We start from the raw sequence: 26,751 nt of genomic DNA on the forward strand, positions 1-26,751 counted from the left end.
CGCACCCGTCCGGCCACGGTGACGCGGGCGGCGGGCGCTCGACTCCCGGAGCTCGGTCAGGGCCGGTCTCCAGGGGCGGAGCGCAGGGCGTCCAGGTGGTGCGCGAGTTCGTCGCGTTCGCGGGTCACCTGCGCGAGTTCGTGCTGGAGTTCGATGATGCGGCGGATGGCGGGCAGGGTCATGCCCTCGTCCATCATGATGACGACCTCTTGGATGCGGCCGATCTCGTGGCGGCTGTAGCGGCGCTGGCCTCCGGTCGAACGCTGCGGGGAGACCACCTGCTGGTGGTCGATGCGGCGCAGGAACGCCTGCTGCACGTTGAGCATGTCGGCGACCTGGCCGACGGTGAACAGGGCGGCGTGCTCGTCGTCGATGGGCAGCTTCACGCGCCCTCCCTCTCTGGCGCATGCGGCCGGGGCTGCGGCCCCGCCGCCGGTGGAACGGCACCTGTGACCCGGGGTACCGCCTCGCCGGGACGGGGCCGCGCTGATCGGCCGCCGCCGGCTGATCCGATCCGTGGCCGCGCGGCGGGCCGGTCAGCTCTTGATCGCCTTGCGTCCGCGGCCGTTCTGCCGGATGGCGATCTTGCGGGGCCTGGCCTTCTCCAGCACGGGGATGCGGACGGCGAGGACGCCGTTGTCGTAGGCGGCCTCGATCGCCTCGGCGTCCAGGTGCTCGGACAGGTAGACCCGGCGGGTGAAGGAGCCCATCACCCGCTCGCGGACGAACGGGCGCTCGTCCTCGGCGATCTCCTCCTCGCGGCGCGCGGTGACCGACAGGACCCCGCGGTCCACGGTGATCTCCACCGAGTCGGGGTCCACCCCGGGCAGATCGAACCGCAGGACGACGTCGTCGGCGCGGCGGATGCCGTCCATCGGCATGCCCGCGCCGCCGTTCCCGCCGCCGGTGACCTGCCGGAACGCCCGGTCGAACTGGCGCTCGAACTCCTGCACGAAGGGGTCGATCGACGTCAGCAGCATCGTGCTTCACCTCCGAAGATGTCCCGGGTCTCCCAGGGACCCGGATACCTGATCGCTGCAGAAGAAACCTACAACTCGAATTATAGGTATCCTGTAGTTCGACTTGTCAAACCCCGGTTCGGCCTCCATGGAGAAGACCGGCGGGTGGTCTCACCCGCCGGTCTTCTCATGCAGCCGCGCGTGCGGCCGGCTCCACGACGATCCGGGCCGCGCGGCGGGCGGACGTCAGGCGGCGCAGTACTGGCCCTCCTTGCCTATCGCCCGGTAGGGGCAGTCGGCGTAGCCGGTCAGCCGCAGCAGCGCCTCGCGGCTGCGCTGGACCTCGCGGTCGATCGCGGACGGCGGCGGGTAGAAGCTGCCCCCGCCCAGCTCGAACGTGTACGAGAAGATGCGGTACTCGCCCCACGTCCAGTCGATGGTCGTGCCGTCGGTGATGTACAGGTCGCTGGACTGCTGCGGGACGAAGCCGTTCGTCCCGGCCAGTTCACGGCCGATCGTGCGGTGGGCGGCCTCGTCGTCCGCGGACATGGACCCGGGGACCGTGTTGTTGTAGGTGTAGCCGAACGGCCACAGCACCAGTTCCGCCTCTGAGTGGATGTCCAGGAACATGCCGAGCTGCTGCTCGCCGCCCACGACCCGGCTCCGCACGAAGTCGGCGATCACCGAGGTTTCGGGCGCGGACTCGGCGCTGGGGCCCCGGTAGGTCTGGCTGGAGCCGTTGCCGGACGAGCCGCCGCAGCAGCCCCACCGGTAGGCGAAGTTGCGGTTCAGGTCCGTGCCCACCGACTGCGTGTTGGGCTGGCGGTTCTTCCGCCACCACCGGCCGGGCGAGGTGTCGCTGGTCATGTCGTAGACCTGGCCGTCCGGGTTGACCATCGGCATGACCCAGATCTCGCGCTCGTTCACCAGGTCGGTGATGCGGGAGCTGGTCCCGTACCCGTCGGTGAGCTGCCCGATGTAGTCGAGCGCCTGCTCGGCGGTGAGCCGCTCGCGCGCGTGGATGTTGGCGATGATGAGCACTTCGGGCTCGTCCTCGTCGGCCGCCACGTTGTCGCTGATCTTCACGCCGACGATGTCGCGGCCCTGGTAGGACCGGCCGGCGACGAACTGGCGGGCGATCTGCGGATGCGCGGCGACGACGGAGTCGACCTCCTGCCGCATCTCGGCGAACGTGTGGTAGGACGTCGCCGCCCTGGTCGGGGCCGGGGCCGGCGACGGCGCGGCCTGCACCGTGAAGCCGAGCCTCCGGATCGCCCGCACCTCGGACGGGATGGCGGTGACCTTGAGTTCGTCCGTCCGGACGTCGTCGATCGCCGCCCCGGTCCGTGCCACCTGGCTGCGCTGCTGGACGGTCGCGGGCCCGGTCACCACGTACTGCCGGGCGGTTTCCGCCGGACCCGGGGCGGAGGCGGCGGAGGAGGCGGCGGGCCCGGCCAGGACCAGGGCGAGCGCCGCCGGGACGGTGAGAAGGGAGCACAGTTTGCGGGAGCTGTTCATACGGGACACCTGCCGTCCGGCTCTGCGCGCCCGGCGTCGCATTGCGGGGTGGCCTCAAGGACGCTCACGGACGCTGGCGGTGCCGTCACGATGAACGGAAACCACCCGCGTGACAATGCCGGCCCTCCCATCCGCCGGAACGTCCCGAAAGGCGCACCCGGCACCCGAAAGACCAGGCCACAGTTCTAAGAGGCCGGTCACCGCACATCGAAATTCAAACCAGATCGGGACCGTTGTGAAATTTCAGTCCCAGATCGATGGCCGCTGTGCGGCCGCGCCCGCTTGGAACGTGTCCGAAGGGGCGGGATTCGGCCGCCCGTATTCGATCCATTCCCCGGGATATCGCCCTGCCCGCCTACCTGACTCTGCAACAGGTTCTCGTGTGCCGTGATGCACTCTCCGGGGCCACGACGATATCTCTGTCCGGGTATTGACCATCCCGTCGCTTTTGCTATTGTTCTCGATAGAACGCGTTCTAGTTGCCGTTCGGAGCGTCGCGTCGATGCGGACACGACGGTTCCCGGCTCCCGTTCCTCGATTCGCGACGCCCCGCCGCCCATTGGCCACGGGCGAGGTGCAGCACGGGTCGAGGATCTCCCACCCCATTCCTTCGGGTGCAGGCGCGACGCCCACCGTTCGAAAAGAGGACTCCCTTGTCCCGCACCACGAAGAAGCTGGCCGCGATCGCATCGACCACCGCCGCGGCCGCCCTCGCCGTCGCCGTGACGGCCACGCCCGCCCTGGCCTGGACGGCCGGTAACTTCACGGCCACCCTCAACGGCAACATGGTCATCGACGCGGGCATCGCCGCCGAGTGCACCGACTCCACGCTGACCGGCACCATCGACGCCGCCGGCAACCTCACCATCACCGACGCCTCGGTCAGCGGCTGCGGCGTCACGGTCACGCCCGAGGGCCTGCCCTGGAGCGGCAGCCTCAACAACGGCGTCGCGAGCATCAACGGTTTCTCGATGAGCGCCATCGGCTGCACCTACGGCGGGAACATCAGCGGTAGCTTCACCGGCACCGACCTCCCGGTCACCGCCACCTTCACCGAGCAGACCGTGGCCAAGACCAGCGGCTGGCTCTGCCCGGGCTCCGCCACCGTCACCGCCACGTACGACTTCAACCCGGCCTGACCCTGGTGACCGGCCGGCTTGACGTCAGCTGAGTCCGGTCCCCACGCCGTGACCCCGGTCTCCACCCCGCCGGGGTCACGGTGCTCGGCCTGGAAATGCTCCCAACGGCCCGTACAGAGTGGGTACCGTTCCGCCCAGGGCGGCGCGCTGTCCGCCTTCGTCAAAGGGCTGCTTGGGGGAGAGTTTGGCGCTGCCGCGCGTCCCGGAAGGGATGTTCCAGTTCACCACCACCGAGCGGGCCGATCTGCATACGGCGGTCATGTACGCGTTCGGGGAGGCGAACGAGCGGCTGGAGACGTCGCTGACTTTCGACCAGGTCCGGGAGCGGTTGCGGCAGGTCGGGTTCTACGCGCCCGTGGACGACGCCGGGCTGACGCGGGCGCTCGGGCAGCTCGCCGCGTGGGAACTCCTCGATGTCGTGCAGAACCACGCCGGCAGTTACGCGACGGCTGAAGAGTACGAGCGGAAGAACCTCCAGTACTCGCTGACGCGGAAGGGCGAGGCGGCGTTCGCGGGCGTTCAGCATGCGCTGGCCGTGCTCACCACGTCCGGTGCGCTGCAGACGGCCGTGCTCGATGCGATCGGTGATCGGCTCGGGGAATTGGGGGAGTTGCTCAAGGACGACGACCCGGGCGTCAACCGGCGGATATTCACGACGCTGCAAGAGCTGGAAGGGCATCTCGACGCGCTGCGCAACAACACCAAGTCCTTCAATGGTGAGCTGCAACGGCTGATGCGGGCGGAGGGCGCCGATCTCACGACGTTCAGCGACGTGAAAGGCGCGACGGTCGCCTACCTGCAGGAGTTCGTCACCAACCTGGACGTGCGCGCCGACGCGATCGGCGCCGCGTTGGACGTGGTGGAGCAGCGCGGCGTGAGCGTCCTGCACAGCCGGGCGTTGGACGGGGCGGAGCTGCCGCCGTTGCAGGGCGCCGACCCGGCGGTCGCGTGGCTGGCCGCGCGCAGGGCCAAGTGGGACGGGCTTCTCCTGTGGTTCCGTCCGAAGGAAGGCACGCCGCGGGTCCGGCAACTGCACGACGTGGCGCGCAGGGCGATCGTGTCGCTGCTCCAGGTGCTCGACCGGATCACCGAGTCGCGGCGACGGTCGTCCAGCGCCGCGTCCGACTTCCGGACCCTCGCCCGATGGTTCGCCAACGCGCCGAGCGAGGACGACGCCCACCGGCTCTGGGGTACGGCGTTCGGGCTGACGTCCGCGCGGCACGCCCACCTCGCCCACGCCGACGCCGAGCCCATCCCCACGGCGGCGCGCTGGGCCGAGACGCCGCCGGTCGAGGTGTCGGCGCTGCTGCGCACCAGCGGGCGCACGGAGCGGATGGGACGGACGGCCAAGGTCCGGGACGTCAAGGCCCTGCGCACCGAACGGCGTGAGCGGGCCCGGCGTGAGCGGGCGGAGCTGGAGGCGGCCTGGCAGCGGCTCGCCACTGACGGGCCGCTGCGGCTGTCCGCGTTCGGACGGCTCGAACACGACACGCTGAGGCGGCTTCTGGACCTGATCGGCCGTGCCCTCGCGGCACGCCCCGACGCGGACGGGCTGAGGCGGGCCCTCACGTCCGACGGGCGCATCGAGGTGCGGCTGTGGCCGCCGCCGGACGGGCGGACGGCGGAACTGCGCACCGCCAAGGGACGCTTCAGGGGCCCCGATTATCTGGTGGACATCCGCTTCCTCGCCGCCGGGCCGACCCGCAAGGTGTCGGGCGCATGAGCAAACTGGCGAACCAGCTCGTCCAGGCGGAGAAAGAGGAACTGTCGCGGGCCGTCCGGCTGCTGCTGCGCCGGCCGTTGATCTCCCTGCACACGGATCCCGACGGCTTCGACCTGGTCCGCCGCCGCCACTCGGCGCTCGCCCCGTGGTTCGACTACTTCTGCGGCTGGCGGCTGTTCGTGGAACCCCGGCTCGGGTACGCCCGGCTGGTCAAGGTGCGGGGCGACGCGGACCCGTCCCGTCCGGCGAGGAGGCGCCGCTCGACGCGGGCGCCGTTCGACCGGCGCCGGTACACGCTGCTGTGCCTGGCCGCCGCCGAGGCGCTCGCCGCACCGGTCACCACGATCGGCATGCTCGCGCAGCGGGTCGTGCAGGCGGCCGCCGCCGACGAGGACATCCCCGCCTTCGACCCCGTCCGGGGCGACGAGCGGGCCGCTTTCGTGGACGCGCTGAAACTGCTGGAGCACCACGGCGCGGTGACGGCCGTCGACGGCGCGACCGACGCATATCTCGACAGTGCCGAAGCCAAGGTCCTGTACCGGGTGGACGCGACGCGGGTCATGCGGCTGCTGTCCGCCCCGGTCGCGCCGTCGCGGCTCCCGGAGACCGGCTGGCCCGACCTGCGGGAGCTGACCGTCGAGCGGCGCTACGGCTCCGACGACTCCACCGAGACGCAGCGGAACCTGTGGGCCAGGCATTCGCTGCTGCGCAAACTCCTGGACGACCCTGTCGTCTACCGTGAAGACCTCAGCGAAGCCGAACTCGCCTACGCGGCGTCGCCGACCGGGCGGCAGATCCTCCGGAGGGCGGCGGGGGAGGCGGGGCTGGAGTTCGAGGAACGCGCCGAGGGCTACCTGCTCGTGGACACCGACGCCCTCGCCACGGATTCCAAGTTCCCCGACGACGGCAGCCACGCGAAGGTGGCGGCCCTGCTGCTCCTCGACCGGCTCATCAAGGACGGGCCGCTTCCGTCGGCGGGGCTCGTGGAGGAGGCGGGGCGGCTCCTGGCGAGCCGTCCGCGCTGGGCCATGGCCTACCAGTCCGACGGCGGCGCCGGACGGCTCGCCGACGACGCCCTCGCCGTCCTGACCGGGTTCGGGCTGGCCAAGACAGAGGACGGCCTTGTCCGGGCGATGCCCGCCGCCCACCGGTACACCGTCAACCGCGAGGAGCCATGACCGTCACCGAACTCGTCCCCGCCGAGGCGCCGGCTCCGCGCTGGCGGCCCACCCGCGCCGGGATCCTCAACGTCTGGCGCTACTACGACGAGGTCTTCGAGTTCCACAAGGGACGGCTGCTGCTGCGCGGCCCCAACGGCAGCGGCAAGTCCAAGGTCCTCGAACTGCTGCTGCCGTATCTGCTGGACGCCAGCCTGAAGCCCAGCCGCCTGTCCACGTTCGGCGGCAGCGAGCGGACCATGCACTGGAACCTCATGGGCGACGGCCACACCGGCAAGACCCGGGTCGGCTACGTGTGGCTGGAGTTCGCCGACGGCCCGCGCCGGTTCACCTGCGGCGCCCGCCTGCAGGCGACGTCCAACACCAAGAACGTCACGGTCGCGTACTTCACGACGGAGCAGCGCATCGGGGTTCCGGGCGGCCTGTCCCTCACGGGCGACGGCGGCCAGCCGCTCACCCGCGCCCATCTGGTCGAGGCGATCGGGCAGGACGGGCAGGTCCACGACTCGGCGGACGCCTACCGCACCACCGTCCGCCGGACCCTCTACGGCGGGCTGACCCAGCAGCGCTACGACTCCCTCCTCACCGCGCTGCGGCAGCTCCGCACGCCCAAGCTCTCCGAGCGTCTCGACCCCGGCCTGCTGTCGGACCTGCTGTCCAGCGCGCTGCCGCCGCTCGGCGAAGGGGAGATCCACGAGATCGCCGAGGGTTTCGAGCGGCTCGACCGGCAGCGCGAGGACCTGCGGCGGCTGGACGGGCACGTCCAGGAGGCCGACCGCCTCGCCGCCCGCCAGCGCACCTACGCGGAGCGCGTCCTGCGCGCCGCCTCGGCACGGGTCGTCTCCGCGAAGAGCACGATGGACCGCCTCACCGCCGAGGCCCGCGCGGGCCGAGAGAACCACGAGCGCGCGAACGCCGAACGCGACGGCGCCACCGCGGCGCTGGAGGACCAGGAACGGCGCGGAGACCTCCTCGGCGCCCGGATCGAAGCGCTCAAGGAGAGCGACGCCTACCAGAAGGGGCGCGAACTCGACCAGCTGAGGGACGACGTCAGGAGGGCCGGGGACGTCGCCGCCCGCGCCGAGCGGGACGCCGGCCGGCACGCCGTGGACGCGGCGCGCAAACGGGCCGCGGCCGACCAGGCCCGCGCGGACGCGTCCAGGCGGCGGGACCTCGCCCACCACGCCGAGCGGGAGGCCGCCCGCGCCGCCGACCGCGCGGGACTGGCCGGCGTCCACCAGGAGGCCGCCCGCGCCGCCGGTCCGCGTGCCGGAGCCGGCGAGCGCGGAGCAGAACCGGCCCACTCCGCACAGACCGGCCATCCCGCACAGAGCGGCCATCCCGCACAGAGCGGCCACCCCGCACAGAGCGGCGATGCGGAGGCGGAGGACGGCATCCGCCGGGCGCGCGAACTGCTGCGGGCGGCGCTGCGCAGCCGTGAACAGCAGATCGCCGCGCTGCGTTCGGCGATCGAGCGGCACCGAACGACCGTCCGGCAGCGGACGGAGGCGGAGGAGGACCGTGACGCGAGCCAAGGCCGTCTCGATGACGCGGCCGGGGAACGCGACGCGGCCGAGGTCTCGTTCGCGCAGGCGCGCGAGGTGCTGGCCGGTGAGCTGGCCTCCTGGGCGCGGCGCTGCGTGCACCTGGCGTCCCTCGACCCGGACGCCCTCGCCCAGGCCGCCGAGGACGAGCGCGAATGCGACGCCGTGGTGGTGGCCGCGCGTGTCGAGGCGACCGAGCGGTTCGCCCGGGCACGGTCCGGCCTCGACAACCGGCGCTCCGCCGTCAGCGACAGCCTGGCCGGCGCCAGGACGCGGCGCGAGGAGCTGGCCCGGCAGCCGGTGATCGAGCCGGAGCATCCGCACACGCGGCCCGCCGGCCGGTCCGGGCGTCCGGGCGCACCGCTCTGGCGCCTCGTCGCGTTCGGGGACGGCGTGGCACCCGGCGTCCAGGCGGGGATCGAGGCCGCGCTCGAAGCGGCCGGGCTGCTCGACGTGTGGGTCATGCCCGACGGCGACCTGCTCCGTGACGCGCACGACGCCTTCGCCCCGGCGCTCCTCGCCCGCCCGCCGTCCGTGGGCGGCAGCCTCAACGACGTCCTCACCCCCGAGCCCGGGGCCCCGGTGGCGGCGGACGTGGTGCGGGCCGTCCTCACCGGTGTCGCGTTCGGTGAGAACGCACTGGACATCGACCACCCCGCCGCGGTCGGGGCGGACGGGTCCTGGCGCCTCGGCGTGGCGACCGGTGCCTGGACGAAACCCGAACCGGCCTTCATCGGCGCGACGGCCCGCGAACGCGCCCGCCTGCGCCGCATCGACGAACTCGACGCCGAGATCGAGGAACTGGCGGGTGAGCTGGCCGCCTGCGACGGCGAACTGGAGACCCTGGAGGCGGACCGGGCCGCGCTGGACGCCGAACTCGCCGGGCGCCCGCCGCACGAACCCGTCGTCGCGGCGGCGCGCGCCGTCCGGGACGCGGAGCGGGACGTGGCCGCACGCGCCGACGACCTGAAGCACACGCAGGCGCGGCTGGCCGAGCGAGAGAAGACCGCGACGAGCGCGCTCCGTGCCCTCACGGCGCTCGGCGCCGAGCACGGGCTCCCCGTCGACGAGCAGGCCCTCGGCACGTTGGCCGAAGCCGTCGGGGACATGCACGACACCGGCACCGTCTGGCTCGACCATCGCACCAGGCTCCTCACGGCCGAGGCCCGTGCCCGCGCGGAGGAGACGACGGCCGCCGACTACGAACGCACGGCGGCCGAGGCGGGCGAGCGGGCGAGGGACGCGAGGGGCGCGGCCGAGGGACTCGAAGAAAAGCTCAGGACCATCGACGCCGTGATCGGCGCCGAGCACCGGCAGGTCCTGGAAGACCTGCAGAAGGCCAAGGCCGAATCCGAGCAGTGCAGGACCCGGCGGCAGGAGCTGCGTGGCGACCTGCTCGAACTACGGGAACGACTCGGATCCCTTCAGGCGACCATGGCCGCGGCCGAGCGGGCGCGGGACGAGGCCGTCCGGGTGCGCGACCAGGTCGCCGAACGATTCCGGCATCTCGTCAGCGGGCATCTGGCCGCCGACGCCGGGCTCGACATCGCGCTCTCCCCGGACGGCGGCGTACAGGCCACGCTCGAATGTGCGCGTTCGGTCGGGGTGTCCCTGGACAAGACGCCCCACGAGCCGAAGAACGTGCGCGACGCGGAGGCGAGGCTGTCCGAGGCGATGCACCACGCGCGGGACGTCCTCGCCGATCAGGCCGACCTTGAACTCGTCCAGGACGACGACGTCCAGTTGCTCACCGCGACGATGAACGGGGTGCGCGTCGGGGCGGCGGAGTTGAGCGCGGCGCTGCGGGCGGAACGCGACCAGCGGCGCCAGGACATCACCGACAAGGAACGCGACCTGTTCGACCGGACGCTCGCCGGGGACACGCGCAGGCATCTCGCCGACCGCATCCGGCAGGCGACGGAACTCGTCGAGGGGATGAACCGGCGGCTCGAACGCGTCCGGACGGCGTCGCGGGTGGCGGTGCGGCTGGTGTGGCAGGTGGATCCGCAGCAGAGCGCCGGGATACGCGCCGCGCGCGACCTGCTGCTGCGCGACCCCACTCGGCTGAACGAGCAGGACCGGGAGGCCCTCTACCGGTTCTTCCGCGACCGCGTGGAGGAGGCGCGGGCCGCGAACACGGCGGCGAGCTGGGAGGAGCAGCTCATGGAGGTGCTGGACTACACGGCCTGGCACCGCTTCACCGTCCGGCTCGAACGCGGCGACGGGAAGGGCTGGCAGGACCTCACCCGCAAGCTCCACGGCGCGCTGTCGGGAGGTGAGAAGGCCATCGCGCTGCATCTTCCGCTGTTCGCGGCCGTCGCGGCGCACTACCAGACCGACTCCGGCTGCCCCCGGTTCATCCTGCTGGACGAGGTGTTCGTCGGCGTGGACACCGCCAACCGCGGTCAGGTCTTCGACCTGCTCGTGAATCTGGAGCTCGATCTGGTGCTGACGTCCGATCACGAGTGGTGCGACTACCGGGAGCTTGACGGCATCGCCATCCACCAGCTCATCACCGGCGACGGCGACGACGCAGTGACGACCGCGCGGTTCGTCTGGGACGGGCACCGCACCGAAGCCGCGGACACCGAGACTCCGGACGAGGACGTCCTCGTATGACCGTCCCCGATCGCCTCCGTGACGCCGACCTGAAACCGCTGTGGAGCGAACTGCACCGGCGCTTCTCCACGGGCGCCCAGGTCAGCCGCGTCACGGTCAAGGGCCTGGACGGCGGCCAGCGCGCCGCCCTGGCCGACCTGCTCGGGATGGACCGTTACCCGCCGCCCACGGTCTCCCTCCCCGTGGCGAGCCTTGACGCCGTCCTCCTGGAACTCACCGGCTGCGACGCCAGGACGGTCACCGAGGAGATACGCGGGCCGATCGGCGACCGGGCGCGCGACCGAAGGGAACGGGAGCGCGAACGGGCCGCCCTCTGGGAATGGCTCGCAGGGCATCCCGTCGTGACCGCCGAACCGGCGTTGCTCGGGTGGGTCGCGGACGTCCGCCGCCAGGGGCTCGTCTCGGCGTCGGTCCCGTCCACGCGTGCGCTGCTCGAACGGGCGCTCAAGGTCCTGGCGGCGCTGCCCGCCGACGGCGTCCCGCTCGCCTCCTTCGCCACCGGCGTGCTGGGCGACTCGCATGCGCTGGACGACGGCGGGCGGCTGTCCGGGCTGGTTCTGCGCGCCCGGGCGGTTCTCCAAGGCGCCGAGCCGCCGGGTGATGCGCAGGAGCGCAGGGCGCTGTGGGAACTCGCGGGCGTCGAGTGCGACGCGCTGTCCACGTCCGTGCTGGTCGCGGGCTTGAGGCCGGCGGGACCGAGCGTCCTCGCGCCGGTTCTCCGGATGTGGGCGGGCGCGGGCCAGGCGTCCGCGGTGACCCTCCAGCAGTTGCGCGACTCGCACGATCTCCGTCTGGACGTGCCCGAGGTGTGGGTGACCGAGAACCCCACCGTGCTGGCTCTGGCCGTCCGGCGGTTCGGTGACCGCTGCCCTCCGCTGGTGTGCTCGTCGGGCTGGCCGAACAGCGCCGTCATCCGGCTGCTGCGCACGCTCGGCGGTTCCGGGGCGACGCTCCGGTACCACGGTGACTTCGACGGCGAGGGCCTGCGGATCGCCGCCTATGTCATGGCCAAGACCGGTGCCCGTCCGTGGCGCATGTCGTCCGGCGACTATCTCGCGGCGCTGGACGCGGCGCCGGGGCCGCATCCGCCGCCGGGACGGGTGACAGAGGCTCCTTGGGACGACGGCCTGGCGCAGGCTCTGGTCGCCCGTGACGCCGCGGTCCTGGAGGAGGCAGTGGCCGGTTCGCTTCTCGCCGACATGGAACCGACCTCTCCAAGAAGTTAACTGTGTGTCACCGATTGATTGCCCACCGGAACGGATGGGCAGGGACCTTCGCGTTGGTGCTCCGAGGCGCGCGGAGGCGATGCTCCCATGAGCGAAATCTCACTGCCCACGACGGTCGTCCGGCCCGGTGACAAGCGGTATCCGGCGCTCAGCCGGGGGTTCAACCAGCGGTGGATCGCCGAGCCGGAGTACGTGCGGCTGGTGCGGGCGCCCGAGGAGGTCCGGGCGGCGCTCGCCGAGGCGGTCAACGAGGTCCCGGAGAACCCGCGGCGGACACGGATCACCGTGAAGGCCGGCGGGCACTGCTACGAGGACTTCGTCTGCGGCGAGGACGTGCGGGTGATCCTGGACGTGAGCCCGATGTGCGGGGTGTCGTACGACAGCGGGATGCAGGCGTACTGCGTGGAGGCCGGGGCGACCAACTGGCACGTCTACAGCCACCTGTATCCGGTCAGCGGGAAGACGCTGCCGGGCGGGTCCTGCTATTCGGTGGGGCTCGGCGGGCACATCCCGGCGGGCGGGTTCGGGCTCCTGTCCCGGCAGCACGGGCTGACCGTCGACTACCTCTACGCCGTGGAGGTGGCGGTCGTGAACGCCGACAAGACGGTCAAGCTCGTCGTGGCCAGACGCGACGACGAGGACGAGCGGCTCCGCGAGCTGCTGTGGGCGCACACCGGGGGCGGCGGCGGGAACTTCGGCGTGGTGACCCGTTTCTGGTTCCGGGGCTTGCCCGAGCCGCCGAGACAGGTGCTGCTGACCGCCCTCGCCTGGGATTGGAAGGACTTCACCAAGGACGAGTTCACCGCGCTCGTGACCGCGTACGGGGAGTACTTCCACGCCCATCAGAACGCGTCCACGGCGGCCGGCAAGCTCTTCGCGCTGCTCAAGCTCAACCACGTCAGCAACGGCCAGATCGGGCTGCTGGCACAGGTGGACGTGGACGACCCTGACGGGCCGCAGGCGATGACCGACTTCATCGAGGCCGTCGATGGCCGGATCGGGCCCACGGCGACGAAGATGAAGTCGGTGATGGGCGAACATTTCGTCCACATGGACATTCCCCGGGTGATGCCGTGGCTGACGGCCACGCAGGCGCTGAACGCCAGCGGTGAGAACCGCTGCGGAAAATACAAGTCCGCTTATCTCAGGAAGCCGTTCACCGAACAGCAGATGAACGCGATGTGGGCCTACCTCGGCAAGGAGAAATACACCGACTACGTGAACAAGCAGGCGCTGATCCAGGTCGACTCCTACGGCAGCGCCATCAACAGCCCCCTGCACCACACGGCGGTGCGGCAGCGCGATTCCGTCCTGAAACTCCAGTACCAGGTCTACTGGACGAGGCAGGACGCCTACGAGGACACGCACATCGCATGGATCCGCGACACCTACAAGGCGACGTTCGCCGAGACCGGCGGCGTGCCCGTGGCCGGGGGCGACGTCACGGACGGCTGCTACATCGGGTATCCGGACACCGACCTGAACGACGAGCGGTGGAACGAGTCCGGCCAGTCCTGGGAGACGCTCTACTACAAGGACGCCTACGCGAAACTGCAGGAGATCAAGCGAAACTGGGACCCGCTGAACGTGTTCCGGCACGCCCAGTCCGTCCGCCCCGGGCAGGCGCTGTGACCGGAACCACGTGACGCAGCGTCACGAACGTCTCGCCTTTATTGCATTCACTGACAATACTTGCGGGTGTGACTGCGGGGACAGTAGTTTCGACGTTCGAGTGGAGCGTCGGGCCCGGGGCGGCCTGAGCCGGCTGGGGAGTCCATGAAGAAGCGTACCGACAGGAAGATCGCCATCGCCGGGACGGCGGCGGCGGCCGTGCTGCTGCCCGCCGTCATGGTCGGCCTCGCGCAGGCCGGCGTCGGCGTGCCGAAGGGGCTGTCGGGTGCCAGTGGCAACTCCGAGCCGGTGCCCTCGTTCGGTCCCGCGACGCAGCCGTCGGCGGCGGCCGCGTCCCCGTCGAAGTCGCCGAAGCCGGCGAAGCTGCCCAACGTGCCGCTCACCGCCAACCCGTTCAGCACGGGCGGCGGCTCGCCCGCTCCCGGCAACCCCGACACCAACGCCGCCAACCGCGGCAAGAAGCCGAAGCTGCCCGCGGGGTCCGCGTCCAGCGGCTACGCCAAGGCCCCCGACGGCGCCACCATCACCGGTGTCAAGAAGCTCAACTCGCGGATCTTCGACGTGACGATCGCGTCCCCGGCGCTCGGCGCCGAGGTGAAGACCCGCGTCATGGTCCCGGCGGGCTGGCAATCCAAGACCACCAAGACGTGGCCTGTCGTGTACGCCTACCACGGCGGCCAGAACAACTTCATGTCCTGGACGAAGGACTCCAACATCGAGCAGATCATCGGCCCGTACAACGCGATGGTCGTCATGCCCGAAGGCGGCTGGAACGGCTCGTACACGAACTGGTACAACGGCGGCAAGGGCGGCATCCCCGAGTGGGAGACCTTCCACATCCGCGAGGTCATCCCGCTGATGGAGCGCAACTTCCACGCCGGGTCGGTGCGCGCCGCGATCGGCCTGTCGTCCGGCGGGCAGGGCGCCATCACCTATGCCGAGCGGAACCCCGGGACGTTCAAGTACGCCGCGTCCTACAGCGGCGCCCTCAACATCACCGCCCCCGGCATGCCGGTCATCCTGACGTCCATGAACCGGGACTCGGGCACCGCGATCTGGGGCGACCCGGTCCTCGCGCGGTCGAACTGGCGCGCCCACGACGCGACCGTCATGGTGTCCAAGCTCAAGGGCACCGGCGTCTACGTCTCGTCCGGCAACGGGAAGCCCGGTCCCTTCGACAAACCCGACACGCCCCCGCACGACGCGGGCCGGATCGGCGAGCAGCTCTCCGGCACGATGACCGAGAACTTCGTCGCCGCCGCCAAGCGGGCGGGCATCCCCGTCACAGCGAACCTGTACGGGCCCGGCATGCACAACTGGAAGTACTGGAAGCGCGAGCTGGAAAGCAGCTGGCCCGCCATCGCGGCCTCCATCGGCGCCCGCAAGTCCTGACGCGGGCCCACCCCGGCCGTCCTGCGGTACGGCTCGACGCACAGGGTGCCCGAACCCCGCACGCGGTAGCGTGACCGGTGATGAAGGGATTCGCTCGGCGGGAGTTCCAGCTCGTGCTGCTCCGCCGGATGGCCGACTACCAGCCCGGCCTCGTCGAGGACGCGATGCGCGAACTGGGCGCGTCCCGCACCGAGATGCGGGAGGCCAACGCCCGCTGGCAGCGCATTCTGCGATCCCGGACGTTCCCGCGCGGGCGGCGCCGCTACGAGGTCGTTCTCGGCCCGCCCGCCGCGGTCGCGCAACGGCGGCTCGGCGATGTCGCCTGCGATGTCGCCCGGTGGCCCCCGCTGCCCCTGTGGCCGGGCCTGGGCTTCGAGATCATGATGGCACCGGACGGGACGGTCATGCATGAATGGCTCGTCCGCGCCGACGGCGTTCCCGCGCCGCGCCTGGAGACCGTCGACGACCTCGTTCCGTGGTCGTGCGTGGTCGGCGACGTCGATGCGTGCTTCGGGACGGTGGCCCACCAGGACGGCGACGTGCCGAGCCGATGGCACGCGACCCTCACCACACCGGACGGCACGTATGCGGCCCACTTCGTCTGGGGCCTCCTGCAGACCGTCGTCAGCATCTGAATCATTGAGATGGGCTTGGCGGTTTCCGACACCGGAGATTGCGCACGCGTTCCTACCGTGAAGGGCATGCGAGCTCCGAGGGGACTGCCATGCCCGAGATGACCGAATTCCCCCCAGGTTTCGCGTCGTGGGTCGAGCTGGCAAGCCCGGACTTGGAGGCGTCCAAGCACTTCTACTGCGAGCTGTTCGGCTGGTACACCTACACGCTGACCGCCGATTCGGTGGGGGAGTACGAGGTCTTCACCCTCGGCGACATCCAGGGCCCCGAGATCGGCGGGATGTACGAGCTCGCCGACAACTCGCAACGCTCGTCCTGGACGATCTACTTCCGCACCGACGACATCCCGGCCACGCTCGACGCCGTCCGCGACGCCGGCGGCCGGGTCCTCGTCGAACCCATGGACATCGCCGACCTCGGCCGGATGGCCCAGTGCTCCGACTCCCAGGGCGCCTACTTCGCCCTGTGGACTGCCTACAACCTCAAAGGCGCCGGCGTCGTCGACGAGCCGTCCGCGATGTGCTGGGTCGAACTGGCCTGTCCCGACATCGACGAGGCCCGCCGCTTCTACGGCCAGGTCTTCGGCTGGAAGTCCGTCGACCGCTCCTACTACGCGCCCACCTACGTCAACTGGAAGGTCGGCAACTGGTCCGTGGCGGGCATGGTCCCCTTGGAGGAGTGGTGGCCGGCCGGCTTCCCGTCGCACTGGACTCCCTACTTCTGGGTCTCCGACTGCGACGCCGTCGCCGCGCGGGCCGCCGACCTCGGGGCACGGATCCACGTCCCGCCGACCGACATCCAGCCCGGCCGGTTCTCCGTCATGACCGACCCGGCCGGCGCCCGCCTGGCCGTCATCACCCCGGCGATCGCCGACATGAAGTCGGTAAAAATGCGCCCCTGACCGACCAAGCCCGCCTCCGGGCGCGTACCTCGACGACCTCGGCGGGCGGGGTCAGGTGTCGGTGGCGTGGAGGCGGCCGAGGAGCAGGAGGACGAGTTCGTCGATGACTTCGTCGAGGGTGGCGTCGACCCAGCCGGCGTCCCAGTCGTGCAGGAGCCCGGTGATGCTGCCGGTGAAGGCCGCGGCGGCGATCCGGTAGTCGCGGTCGGCGATCTCGCCGCGTTCGGCGGCGGCGGCCGCCTCGGCGCAGATGAAGTCGATCCAGCGGGCGCGGCGGGCGAGGCGCTGGCGGTCCATCCGGGGGCTGACGCCGATGATCTCGACGAAGGCGATCCGGATGCGGGCGCGGTCGGCGGTGATGCTCGCGGCGTAGGCGCGGAAGAGGCGGGCCGTGCGTTCGGCCAGGGGGAGGCCCTCGACGCCGGGGAGGGCGGTGACGACGGCCTGCTCCGCCGTGTCGTTGACCTCCAGGTGGAGTTCGGCCAGCAGGTCCTCCAAGGCGCTGAACTCCTCGTAGAACTGCCGGGTGGACAGGCCGGCCGCCTCGCTGAGGGCGGCGACCGTGGTGGCCCGGTAGCCGGGGCCGCGGCCGAACAGCTCCAGGCCGGCGTCCAGGAATCTGCGGCGCCGCTCGGCGCGCCGATCGGCGGCCGACCGGCCGCCGTACCTGCCGGTCGGTGTCGCGCGCCTGCCTGCCACATCGCTCCCTTCGCGCCCGGGACGGCATTTTCCCGCATATGGGCCTTGTGTCGAGCCTCCCGTTGTCCTACCGTCCAGTAACCAAGTCAGAATACGGTCGTTTTCAGACTGGAGACCATCCCCCACAGGAGGTAGTCATGCCCTCCCTCAGTCTCCGAAGACCCGCCGCGCTGCTCGTCTGCGCCCTCCTGGCGGCGGTGACGGCGCTGGCCGGCGGCCTCGCCCCCAGGGCGGAGGCCGTCCAGCTGCGGGACGTGATGGCCGTCGGCAACGGCCAGGGCGGCACCGTCAGCTTCATCGACACCGCCACGTACGAGAACCTCGGCTCGATCAACGTCGTCCCGGACCTGCAGGAGCGCCTGGACGCGATGAACCCGGTCGAGCGCATCGGCTACGAGGTGGTCAACAACATCCAGGGCTACCGCAAGCTCGTCGACGACATGGCCGTGTCACCCGATGGCACGACCCTCTACATCTCGCGGGGCGTGCTCTCGGACGCCGTCGCGTTCGACATCGCGAGCAAGCGGATGCTGTGGCGGCGCAAGATCGAGGGCTTCAAGGCCGACCACGCCGCGCTGTCGCCGGACGGGACGAAGTTCGTCGTCAGCGCCACCACGGCGGGCAAGGCGGAGGTCATCGACACGGCGACCGGGGCACTGGTGACGGCCTTCGCCACCGGCGCCTACCCGCACGCCAACGACTACTCGCCCGACGGGTCGATCCTCTACAACTCCAGCATCGGCATCACCTCGCTGCCCAAGATCCTCAACGGGCTGAAGGGGTCGAGGTCGGTCACCGCGGTGGACGCGAACACGTTCGAGCACCTGCGCACCTACGAGTTCGAGTACGGGATCCGCCCGGCGGTCTTCACGCGCGACAACAAGACGATGTACGCGCAGCTGTCCTACCTGAACGGGTTCGTCGAGTACGACCTGACGGCCGGCGAGATCACGCGGACGGTGGAGATGCCGTTCAGTGACAAGGGCGCCGCGTTGAGCCCGGACGACTACCCGCAGAACTCCGCCCACCACGGCATGGCCATGAACGCCGGCGAGACCAAGCTGTGCGTGGCCGGGACGATCGACGACTACGTCTCCATCGTGTCCAGGCCGGGCCTGACCACGGACGGGACCGTCCACTACGACACCGACGCCCTGCCGTACTGGACGCAGACCAGTCCGAACGGCCACGACTGCTTCGTCTCGCTCGCCGAGAAGAACCAGATCTCGGTGATCGACTACCGGACGGCCGAGGAGGTCGCGCGCATCGACGTCGGCCACTTCCCGCAGCGGGAGCGCGCCGCCAGGCTCACCCCCGAGGCCGTCGGCTCGCTGGACCCGTCCAACGGCTGACCCGCCTCCGCGAACCGGCCATCGCGCGGCCCGCCGGCCACCCACATCCCCGGCGGACCACGCGGTGGCCCTCGTGGTTGAAGGGGCTCCTGCGGCTCAGCCCCTCCCGCGGCTCAGCCCCTCCCGCTCGACCAGGTCCGCGGCCGCCGACCTTTATGGTCTCAGGATTGTTGACAATTTGGGTGACAAGGCGCAGAGTGTGGGGCCATGAGCAACGACGCCCCGTCCAGCCCCCTTCTCGTGATCAGCGCGCATGCCGGTGACTTCGTCTGGCGCGCCGCGGGCGCGATCGCGCTGGCGGCCGAGCGCGGCGACCGCGCGAAGGTGGTGTGCCTGAGCTTCGGTGAGCGCGGCGAGTCCGCCAAGGCGTGGCGCGCGGGCAAGGGGCTGGAGGAGATCAAGGGGATCCGGCGGGCCGAGGCGGAGGCCGCGGCCGCCGAACTCGGCGCGGAGATCGAGTTCCTGGACGCCGGGGACTACCCGCTCATCGAGACGCCGGAGCTGGTGGACCGGCTCGTCCGCGTGTACCGGGAGTTCGAGCCCGCGGTGGTGCTCACCCACACCCTCGCCGACCCCTACAACGGCGACCACCCGGCGGCGGCGCGGATGGCGCTCCAGGCGCGGGTACTGGCGCAGGCCATCGGGTACGACGCGCCCGGCGAGCCGCTCGGCGCCCCGCCGGTGTTCTTCTTCGAACCGCACCAGCCGGAGCAGTGCGAGTTCAAGCCGGACGTGCTGCTCGACATCACCGCGGTGTTCGACCGCAAGCGCAAGGCCATGGAGTGCCTGCCCGCCCAGCAGCACATGTGGGACTACTACACCGACCTCGCCAAGCGGCGGGGCGTGCAGCTGAAGCGCAACGCCGGCCCGAACCTCGGGCTGCCGCACAGCACGATGGCCGAGGCGTACGTCCGGCTGTACCCGCAGACGACGGGGGTCCTGGCGTGAGGACGGTCGTCGTCACGAACCCGCCGCGCCCCGACGCCGCCTCGGTCGACGCGCTCGCCGGGTACGGGGTCGCGACCGTCCACGAGGCCATGGGACGGACGGGCTACCTCGGGCCGTCCATCCGTCCCGTCCACCTGGGCTCGCGCATCGGCGGGACGGCGGTGACCGTCCTGTCGTGGCCCGGCGACAACCTGATGATCCATGTCGCGGTCGAGCAGTGCCGGCCCGGTGACGTGCTGGTGGTGACGACCACGTCGCCGTCCACCGACGGGATGTTCGGCGAACTGTTCGCGACCGCGCTCCAGCACCGGGGCGTGCGCGGCCTGGTCATCAACGCCGGGGTCAGGGACGTCGCGGAACTGCACGCGATGGGCTTCCCGGTGTGGTCGGCCGCCGTCAGCGCCCAGGGCACCGTGAAGGCGACACCGGGGTCGGTGAACGTCCCGGTGACGATCGGCGGTCAGCTCATACGGCCGGGCGACGTGATCCTCGCCGACGACGACGGCGTGCTGCGCGTCCCCCGCGGCGGCGTCCCCGACGCCATCGCGGCCTCCAGGGCGCGGGAGGAGAAGGAGGCCGCGACCAGGGAGGCGTTCCAGCGCGGCGAACTCGGCCTCGACCGCTACGGGCTGCGCGCCCGGCTGCCCGAGATGGGCATCGAGTACGTCGAGTACACCGAGTCGTGAACGCCGGAGTTCGCTGCATGATGATGCGCGGCGGGACGTCGAAGGGCGCCTACTTCCTGGCCGGCGACCTCCCCTCCGACCCGGCCGTGCGCGACGACCTGCTGCTGCGCGTCATGGGCACCCCCGACCCCCGGCAGATCGACGGGATCGGGGGCGCGCACCCGCTCACCAGCAAGGTCGCCGTCGTCTCCCGCTCCGCCGACGCGGCCGCCGACGTCGACTACCTGTTCCTCCAGGTCGGCGTCGAGGAACCGGTCGTGTCCGACCGGCAGAACTGCGGCAACGTGCTGGCCGGCGTCGGGCCGTTCGCCGTCGAGCGCGGGCTGGTCGCGGCGGGGGACGAGCGCACGAGCGTCCGCATCAGAATGGTCAACTCGCGGAGCGTCGCGACCGCGACGTTCCCCACGCCCGGCGGCGTCGTCGACTACGACGGCGGCACCGCCGTCTCCGGTGTGCCCGGCACCGCCGCACCGGTCGTCCTGGACTTCGCGGAGACGGAAGGCTCGTCCTGCGGGGCGCTGCTTCCCACCGGCCGTCTACGCGATGTGATCGACGGCATCGAGGTCACCTGCGTCGACAACGGGATGCCGGTGGTGGTGGCCGCCGCGTCCGACCTCGGTGTCACCGGGTACGAGAGCCTGGACGAACTGGACGCGCTGCGCGACCGCGTCCAGTCGCTGCGGCTCCGGGCCGGGGAGCTGATGGGCCTCGGCGACGTCACGGCCGCCTCGGTGCCCAAGACCACCCTGGTCGCGCCGCCCCGCGCCGGCGGGACGATCTGCACCCGCACGTTCATCCCGCTGCGCGTGCACACCTCGATCGGCGTGCTCGGCGCGGTCAGCGTCGCCACCGCGGTGCTGATCGACGGCGCGGCCGGCCACGACCTCGCCGAGTTCCCGCCGCCGGGCGTCCCGATGAGCATCGAGCACCCCACCGGGCGCCTGGACGTGCGGGTCGAGCTGGACGGCATGACCGTCCGCCGGTCCAGCATCGTCCGGACGGCCCGCAAGCTTTTCGACGGAACCGTCTTCCCCCGGAGCAGACCATGACCATCAAGCACGAGATCGCCCATGTCGGACACGTCGAGCTGCTGACGCCCGAACCCGAGAAGAGCCTGTGGTTCTTCACCCGCGTCATGGGCCTGACCGAGAACGGCGCCGAGGGCGACTCGGTGTACCTGCGGACGTGGGACGACTACGAGCACCACACCCTCAAGCTCACCGCGCACACCACGTCCGGCATCCGGCGGACCGGGCTGCGGGCGTCGAGCCGGGAGGCGCTCGACCGGCGCGTCAGGGCGATCGAGGACGCGGGCCTCGGCATCGGCTGGCGCGACGGCGACCCCGGCATCGGCCCGACGTACGTGTTCCGCGACCCGGACGGCCACGAGCTGGAGATCTACTGGGAGTCGGAGTGGTACCGGGCGCCGCCGGAGCTGGCGCCGTCGCTGAAGAACCAGGCGCAGGCGTACCCGGCGATGGGCGTGTGCGTCCGCCGCCTCGACCACGTCAACTTCCTGGCCGCCGAGGTCGAGCCGAGCACCGACTTCCTGCGGGACGTGCTCGGCGGGCACCCGACCGAGCAGATCCGCCTGGACGACGGCACGATCGCCGGACGCTGGGTCACCTTCACCAACAAGTCCTACGACCTCGTCTACACGCGGGACCGGACGGGCAGCAGCGGCCGCCTGCACCACATCGCGTTCGCGACCGACACCCGCGAGGACATCCTCCGCGCCGCCGACATCTTCCTCGACCACGGCGTCTTCATCGAGACGGGACCGCACAAGCACGCCATCCAGCAGACGTTCTTCCTCTACGTCTACGAGCCGGGCGGCAACCGCGTCGAGCTGTGCAACCCGTCCGCCCGCCTCATCCTGGCGCCGGACTGGAAGACCGTCACCTGGACGGAGGCGGAGCGCGCGAAGGGCCAGGCATGGGGCTTGAAGACCATCGAGTCGTTCCACACCCACGGCACCCCGCCGGTCGGCTAACGGGAGAGGCGGGTCAGGAGGTCGCGGCTGGCGGCGGCCATCGCCGGCGGGACGTCCAGTTCGTCCAGCATCGTCGCGGCGGCCTCCATCTCGGCGGCGCGGCGGACGGCGTGCTTGTACGTCCCGGTGACGAGCCGCTCCACGGTGCCCTCGCCGGCCGCCGTCAGCTCGTCGACGATGTTCTGGCGGAGCCAGTCCTCGCAGCCCGCGGCCCGCGCCGCCTCCAGCGCCTCGACGACCGACCCGGCCAGGCCCTTGAAGAAGACGCTGCGCAGCAGCTTGCGGCCCGCCGCCACCCCGGCCTCGGCGTCCATCACCTCGATGGACGCGCCGAGCGGCGCGAGGACCCGGCGGACGTCCCCGGCGCCGTCGCCGCAGGCCAGCATCGGGGTGCGCAGCCCGCGTCCCGGCACCGGCGCCATGATCGCCACATCGGCGAGGCGGACCCCGGCGGCCTTCGCGACGGCGTCCAGTTCCCGCTTCAACCCCGGGGACGCGGTGTTCAGGTCGGCCCAGACGGCACCGTCGCCGACGGCGTCGAGGCCCGCCTCGAGCGCCGCGACCGCGTCGTGCGCGCTGTTGACGCTCAGCACGAGATCGGCCCCGGCGACGGCCTCGGCCTCGCTTCCGGCCCCGGCCATCCCGTCCGGGGCCGCGACCGCGGGGTCGTATCCGCGCACCACCGCCCCGGCCGCGACGAGATCGCTCCCGATCGCGCCGCCCGCCTCACCGAGCCCCAGAACCGCGATGGTCGGCATACAGTTCTCCTTCTCCACGACGAACGGCGCATCCTCCGCCTGGGCTACCTTAGATCAGCGACAAAATTGGCGACAATCTCGGAGCGGCCGTGAGCGACGTGGTGGCGGGGATCCGCGAGGCGATCCTCAGCGGCGAGTTCGTCCCGAACCAGCGGCTGATCGAAGCCGACCTGTCCGAGCAGTTCGCCGCCAGCCGCGCCAGCGTCCGCGCGGCCCTCCTCGAACTGGCCAACGAGGGGCTGATCGAGCGCATGCAGAACCGCGGCGCCCGCGTCCGCGCGGTGTCGCTCGACGAGGCCGTCGAGATCTCCGAGGTCCGCATGGTCATCGAGGGCCTGTGCGCCGCCAAGGCCGCCGAGCGCGCCACCGCCGGGGACGCCGCGGACCTGCGGGCGGTCGGCGAGGAGATGCGCGCCGCGGTCGCGTCCGGCGACGTCCTCGGCTACTCCCGGCTGAACGAGCGGCTCCACGGCCGCATCCGCGAGATCAGCGGCCAGCGGACGGCCGCCGGCGTCCTGGAACGGCTGCGCGCCCAGAACGTCCGCCACCAGTTCAGGCTCGCCATGCACCCGGGCCGCCCGCAGGTCTCCCTCCCGCAGCACCTGGAGATCATCGAGGCGATCTGCGCCCGCGATCCGGAGGCCGCCGAGCACGCCGCCCGCGCCCATCTGCGCAGCGTCATCGAGACTCTCGCCCAGATCGACCGGGACCGCGCTCACTGAGCACCGGAAAACCCTTCGCCTTCGGGTGGCCCGCGCCGTTACCGTCGCGCATGCCGCAATGGACGATCTTGTCCGGCGGCGGTCGTCATCAAGAGCGAAGGAGGACTCCCGATGACAGCCACATTCCTTGCCCTCGCCAAGGTTCGCAACATCGGGATCATGGCGCACATCGACGCCGGCAAGACGACGACCGCCGAGCGCATCCTGTTCTTCACCGGCGTCTCGCACCGGATCGGCGAAGTCCACGACGGCGCCGCCGCGCTGGACTTCATGAAACAGGAGCGGGACCGGGGCATCACGATCACGTCCGCGGCCACGACCTGCCATTGGACCGTCGACGACGCCGAACACACCGTCAACCTCATCGACACGCCGGGCCACGTCGACTTCACCATCGAGGTCGAACGCTGCCTGCGCGTGCTCGACGGCGCCGTGGCGGTGTTCGACGGCGTCGCCGGCGTCGAGCCGCAGTCGGAGACGGTGTGGCGGCAGGCCGACCGGTACGGCGTGCCGCGCATCTGCTTCGTCAACAAGCTCGACCGGGCCGGGGCCGACTTCCACCGGTGCGTGGACATGATCCGTACACGGCTCGGGGCCGTCCCCCTGGTCATGCAACTGCCCATCGGGTCCGGGGCCGAGTTCACGGGCGTCGTCGACCTCGTCTCCGGGCGGGCGCACGTCTGGCCGGACGGCGGGTACGTGGTCGTCGACGTCCCGGCGGATCTCGCCGAGGACGCCCGGCGGTGGCGCGGCACGCTCATCGAGACGGTCGCCGAGCACGACGAGGAGGTCATGGGCCTGTACCTGGAGGGCGCCGAGCCGTCGCGGGAGCAACTGCACGCGGCGATCCGGCGGCTCACGGTCGCGTCCGCGGTCACCCCCGTGTTCTGCGGCAGCGCGTTCAAGGACAAGGGCGTCCAGCCCCTCCTGGACGCGGTCGTGCGGTACCTGCCGTCGCCGCTGGACGTGGCCGATGTCTCGGACGAGGCACCGCTCTCCGCGCTCGCCTTCAAGATCATGAGCGACCGGTATCTGGGCCGGCTCACCTTCGTCCGGATCTACTCCGGGCGGCTGGTGTCGGGTGCCCCGGTGCTGAACAGCGTCAAGTCGCGCAAGGAGCGCATCGGCAAGATCTACCGCATGCACGCGGACAGCCGCGAGGAGATCGAGTCGGCGGGCGCCGGCGACATCGTCGCGGTCATGGGCCTGAAGCAGACCACGACCGGCGAGACGCTGTGCGACGAGGCGCACCCCGTCGTCCTGGAGTCCATGGACTTCCCGGACCCGGTCATCGAGGTCGCGATCGAGCCGAGGTCCAAGGGCGACAGGGAGAAGCTCGGCGCCGCCATCCAGCGGCTCTCCGAGGAGGACCCGTCCTTCCAGGTCCACGACGAGAACGGGCAGACCGTGATCGGCGGCATGGGCGAACTCCACCTGGAGATCCTCATCGACCGCATGAAGGAGGAGTTCGGCGTCGGCGCCAACGTGGGCCGGCCTCGCGTCGCCTACCGCGAGACCATCCGGCGCCGGGTGGACAAGGTCGACTTCAAGCACCAGAAGCAGACGGGAGGCAAGGGCCAGTACGCGAAGGTGCAGATCTCCCTCGAACCCATCGAGGACGGATACGAGTTCGTCAACCGGGTCACCGGCGGGCGGATCCCGAAGGAGTTCATCCCGTCCGTGGACGCGGGCTGCCAGGAGGCGATGCAGACCGGCGTGCTCGCGGGGCACGAGATGACGGGCGTGCGGGTCACCCTGCTCGACGGCGACTTCCACCCCGTCGACTCGTCCGAGCTCGCCTTCAAGATCGCCGGTTCGATGGCGTTCAAGGAGGCCGTCCGGCGCGCACGCCCGGTGCTGCTCGAACCGGTGATGGCCGTCGAGGTCACCACCCCCGAGGAGTACCTGGGATCGGTCATCGGCGACCTCAACGCCCGCCGCGGCCGGGTCGAGGGCACCGGCGAGCGCGCCGGCGCCCGGGTCGTCCGCGCCCTGGTCCCGCTGTCGGAGATGTTCGGCTACGTCGGGGCGCTGCGCGGCATGACCTCCGGCCGGGGCGTCTTCACGATGCAGTTCGACGCCCACGCCGAAGTCCCGCCCTCGGTCGCCGAAAAGATCATCTCGGCGGGCTGAACCCCGTCCGGCCGGGGCCGTACAGGCAACACCGCCCGTGCGGCCCCGGTCAGCTCCAGATGGTCACGTAGACCGGGGGGCGGAAGCGGGACGGGGGGACGCCGGAACCGGGGGAGCGCATGATGTGCAGCGCCTCGGCGGTGGCGAGGAAGCGGCGGAACGCGCCGGCCAGCGGCGGGCGCCGGTCGGGCGCGAGTGTCGTGGCGTGCCAGCGGATCTCCGCCGGGGTCGCGGGCGTCGCGATGACGCGCAGCTCGCCGCGCTGGACGCGCGGAGCGACCAGGTGCGCGAGGGCCACGGCGAGGCCGTCGCCGTCGGCGGCCGCGGCCCACGCGGCGGTCTGGTTGGGGTAGACGCGGACCCTGTCCTCGGGGACCTTCAGCCGGCGCAGCAGCCGGGACGTCTCGCTGGACGGGTCGGTGCCGGACGGGTCGACCAGCCACAGCGGGCGCGGACCGGCGGCGGTCCCGACGGCGACGATGCTCGCGCGGAAGACCGGTTCGCTGACCAGGCCCTGGTCGTCGGCGAGGTGCGGGCCGATCGCCATGTCGGCGAGCCGGTTGTGCAGCAGGACGGGCATCTCCCGTCCCGCGACGACGCCCGAGCTGCCCTCGACGTCGCGCGCGGAGCGGGCGGTGAACGCGTCCAGCAGCGGCGTCGCGACGAACTCCGCGACCGCGGGGGCGGCGACGACCCGCAGCGCCTCGGGCGCGCCGCGGGCCGCGCGCACGGCGCCCTCCGCCTCGGCGCCGAGCACCACCATCTGCGACGCGATCGGCAGGAGGCGGGCGCCGCCCTCGGTCAGCGTCATCCCGCCCGGCCCTCGGACGAGGAGCGGGTCGCCCATGTGCTGGCGCAGCGCGGTGAGCGCCTGGGAGACCGCGGGCTCGCTCACGTTCAGCGCGCGGGCCGCCTCCTTCACCGAGCCGAGCCTGGCGACGAGAACGAACGCGCCGAGCTGCGTGAGGGTCATGCCGCCAGTCTGCGCCCCGGACG

At 71.5% G+C, this 26,751-nt stretch carries 22 protein-coding genes; 16 read left to right on the plus strand and 6 right to left on the minus strand.

Going from position 1 to position 26,751, the window contains the following annotated elements; translation table 11 throughout:
- Window positions 1-56: 56 nt before the first annotated feature.
- From AB0C35_RS13950 to AB0C35_RS13960, 3 genes are all read right to left on the minus strand, one after another.
- Window positions 57-386, minus strand: coding sequence for a MerR family transcriptional regulator (locus tag AB0C35_RS13950; protein WP_358454649.1), 330 nt, complete (start codon window positions 384-386; stop codon window positions 57-59).
- Window positions 387-536: 150 nt separating this feature from the next.
- Window positions 537-980, minus strand: coding sequence for an Hsp20/alpha crystallin family protein (locus AB0C35_RS13955; RefSeq protein ID WP_358454652.1), 444 nt, complete (start codon window positions 978-980; stop codon window positions 537-539).
- Between the two features lie 225 nt (window positions 981-1,205).
- Window positions 1,206-2,477: a M14 family metallopeptidase gene (locus AB0C35_RS13960; protein ID WP_358454655.1), complete on the minus strand. Its 1,272-nt coding sequence runs from the start codon at window positions 2,475-2,477 to the stop codon at window positions 1,206-1,208.
- A 653-nt stretch (window positions 2,478-3,130) separates the two neighbouring features.
- On the opposite strand from AB0C35_RS13960, the gene AB0C35_RS13965 reads away from it, so the two are divergent.
- From AB0C35_RS13965 to AB0C35_RS14005, 9 genes are all read left to right on the plus strand, one after another.
- Window positions 3,131-3,616, plus strand: coding sequence for a hypothetical protein (locus AB0C35_RS13965; RefSeq protein ID WP_358454657.1), 486 nt, complete (start codon window positions 3,131-3,133; stop codon window positions 3,614-3,616).
- Between the two features lie 184 nt (window positions 3,617-3,800).
- Window positions 3,801-5,339 (plus strand): TIGR02677 family protein, encoded by a 1,539-nt coding sequence (locus AB0C35_RS13970; protein ID WP_358454660.1) that lies wholly within the window; start codon window positions 3,801-3,803, stop codon window positions 5,337-5,339.
- Window positions 5,336-6,517 carry a TIGR02678 family protein gene (locus AB0C35_RS13975; RefSeq protein ID WP_358454662.1) on the plus strand — a complete coding sequence of 394 codons (1,182 nt, stop codon included), beginning with the start codon at window positions 5,336-5,338 and terminating at the stop codon, window positions 6,515-6,517. The genes AB0C35_RS13970 and AB0C35_RS13975 overlap by 4 nt, the downstream gene beginning before the upstream one ends.
- Complete coding sequence (locus AB0C35_RS13980) at window positions 6,514-10,680, plus strand: TIGR02680 family protein (protein ID WP_358454665.1); 4,167 nt, start codon at window positions 6,514-6,516, stop codon at window positions 10,678-10,680. Before AB0C35_RS13975 ends, AB0C35_RS13980 begins: the two co-directional genes overlap by 4 nt.
- On the plus strand, window positions 10,677-11,906 hold the full coding sequence (locus tag AB0C35_RS13985; RefSeq protein ID WP_358454668.1) for a TIGR02679 family protein: 1,230 nt from the start codon (window positions 10,677-10,679) through the stop codon (window positions 11,904-11,906). Before AB0C35_RS13980 ends, AB0C35_RS13985 begins: the two co-directional genes overlap by 4 nt.
- A gap of 87 nt (window positions 11,907-11,993) precedes the next feature.
- Window positions 11,994-13,538, plus strand: a complete 1,545-nt coding sequence (locus tag AB0C35_RS13990; RefSeq protein WP_358454670.1) for an FAD-binding oxidoreductase — start codon at window positions 11,994-11,996, stop codon at window positions 13,536-13,538.
- 144 nt (window positions 13,539-13,682) lie between these two features.
- Window positions 13,683-14,930, plus strand: a complete 1,248-nt coding sequence (locus AB0C35_RS13995; protein WP_358454673.1) for an alpha/beta hydrolase family protein — start codon at window positions 13,683-13,685, stop codon at window positions 14,928-14,930.
- Between the two features lie 80 nt (window positions 14,931-15,010).
- The gene (locus AB0C35_RS14000) at window positions 15,011-15,565 is read left to right on the plus strand and encodes a hypothetical protein (protein WP_358454676.1); all 555 of its coding nucleotides are present in this window, start codon (window positions 15,011-15,013) and stop codon (window positions 15,563-15,565) included.
- 89 nt (window positions 15,566-15,654) lie between these two features.
- Window positions 15,655-16,464: a VOC family protein gene (locus AB0C35_RS14005; RefSeq protein ID WP_358454679.1), complete on the plus strand. Its 810-nt coding sequence runs from the start codon at window positions 15,655-15,657 to the stop codon at window positions 16,462-16,464.
- A 51-nt stretch (window positions 16,465-16,515) separates the two neighbouring features.
- Here AB0C35_RS14005 and AB0C35_RS14010 read toward each other — a convergent pair whose 3' ends face one another.
- Window positions 16,516-17,163 carry a helix-turn-helix domain-containing protein gene (locus AB0C35_RS14010; protein ID WP_358454681.1) on the minus strand — a complete coding sequence of 216 codons (648 nt, stop codon included), beginning with the start codon at window positions 17,161-17,163 and terminating at the stop codon, window positions 16,516-16,518.
- A 137-nt stretch (window positions 17,164-17,300) separates the two neighbouring features.
- On the opposite strand from AB0C35_RS14010, the gene AB0C35_RS14015 reads away from it, so the two are divergent.
- From AB0C35_RS14015 to AB0C35_RS14035, 5 genes are all read left to right on the plus strand, one after another.
- Complete coding sequence (locus AB0C35_RS14015) at window positions 17,301-18,515, plus strand: YncE family protein (RefSeq protein ID WP_358454683.1); 1,215 nt, start codon at window positions 17,301-17,303, stop codon at window positions 18,513-18,515.
- 207 nt (window positions 18,516-18,722) lie between these two features.
- Complete coding sequence (locus AB0C35_RS14020; RefSeq protein WP_358454685.1) at window positions 18,723-19,463, plus strand: PIG-L deacetylase family protein; 741 nt, start codon at window positions 18,723-18,725, stop codon at window positions 19,461-19,463.
- Window positions 19,460-20,149: a 4-carboxy-4-hydroxy-2-oxoadipate aldolase/oxaloacetate decarboxylase gene (locus tag AB0C35_RS14025; protein WP_358454687.1), complete on the plus strand. Its 690-nt coding sequence runs from the start codon at window positions 19,460-19,462 to the stop codon at window positions 20,147-20,149. The genes AB0C35_RS14020 and AB0C35_RS14025 overlap by 4 nt, the downstream gene beginning before the upstream one ends.
- A gap of 17 nt (window positions 20,150-20,166) precedes the next feature.
- Window positions 20,167-21,198 (plus strand): 4-oxalomesaconate tautomerase, encoded by a 1,032-nt coding sequence (locus AB0C35_RS14030; protein ID WP_358454689.1) that lies wholly within the window; start codon window positions 20,167-20,169, stop codon window positions 21,196-21,198.
- Complete coding sequence (locus tag AB0C35_RS14035; protein WP_358454692.1) at window positions 21,195-22,142, plus strand: catechol 2,3-dioxygenase; 948 nt, start codon at window positions 21,195-21,197, stop codon at window positions 22,140-22,142. Before AB0C35_RS14030 ends, AB0C35_RS14035 begins: the two co-directional genes overlap by 4 nt.
- Here AB0C35_RS14035 and AB0C35_RS14040 read toward each other — a convergent pair.
- Window positions 22,139-22,900 carry a DUF1932 domain-containing protein gene (locus AB0C35_RS14040; RefSeq protein WP_358454695.1) on the minus strand — a complete coding sequence of 254 codons (762 nt, stop codon included), beginning with the start codon at window positions 22,898-22,900 and terminating at the stop codon, window positions 22,139-22,141. The two genes, AB0C35_RS14035 and AB0C35_RS14040, sit on opposite strands and share 4 nt — an antisense overlap.
- Before the next feature lie 89 nt (window positions 22,901-22,989).
- Between AB0C35_RS14040 and AB0C35_RS14045 the strand changes: the two genes are divergently transcribed.
- Window positions 22,990-23,622, plus strand: a complete 633-nt coding sequence (locus AB0C35_RS14045) for a GntR family transcriptional regulator (RefSeq protein ID WP_358454698.1) — start codon at window positions 22,990-22,992, stop codon at window positions 23,620-23,622.
- 111 nt (window positions 23,623-23,733) lie between these two features.
- Window positions 23,734-25,755 (plus strand): elongation factor G, encoded by a 2,022-nt coding sequence (gene fusA, locus AB0C35_RS14050; RefSeq protein WP_358454701.1) that lies wholly within the window; start codon window positions 23,734-23,736, stop codon window positions 25,753-25,755.
- 49 nt (window positions 25,756-25,804) lie between these two features.
- On the opposite strand, the gene AB0C35_RS14055 is transcribed toward fusA, so the two are convergent.
- Complete coding sequence (locus AB0C35_RS14055; RefSeq protein WP_358454705.1) at window positions 25,805-26,728, minus strand: LysR family transcriptional regulator; 924 nt, start codon at window positions 26,726-26,728, stop codon at window positions 25,805-25,807.
- Window positions 26,729-26,751 lie beyond the last annotated feature (23 nt).

It is taken from the genome of Spirillospora sp. NPDC048819, assembly GCF_040650055.1.
Lineage (GTDB): Bacteria > Actinomycetota > Actinomycetes > Streptosporangiales > Streptosporangiaceae > Spirillospora.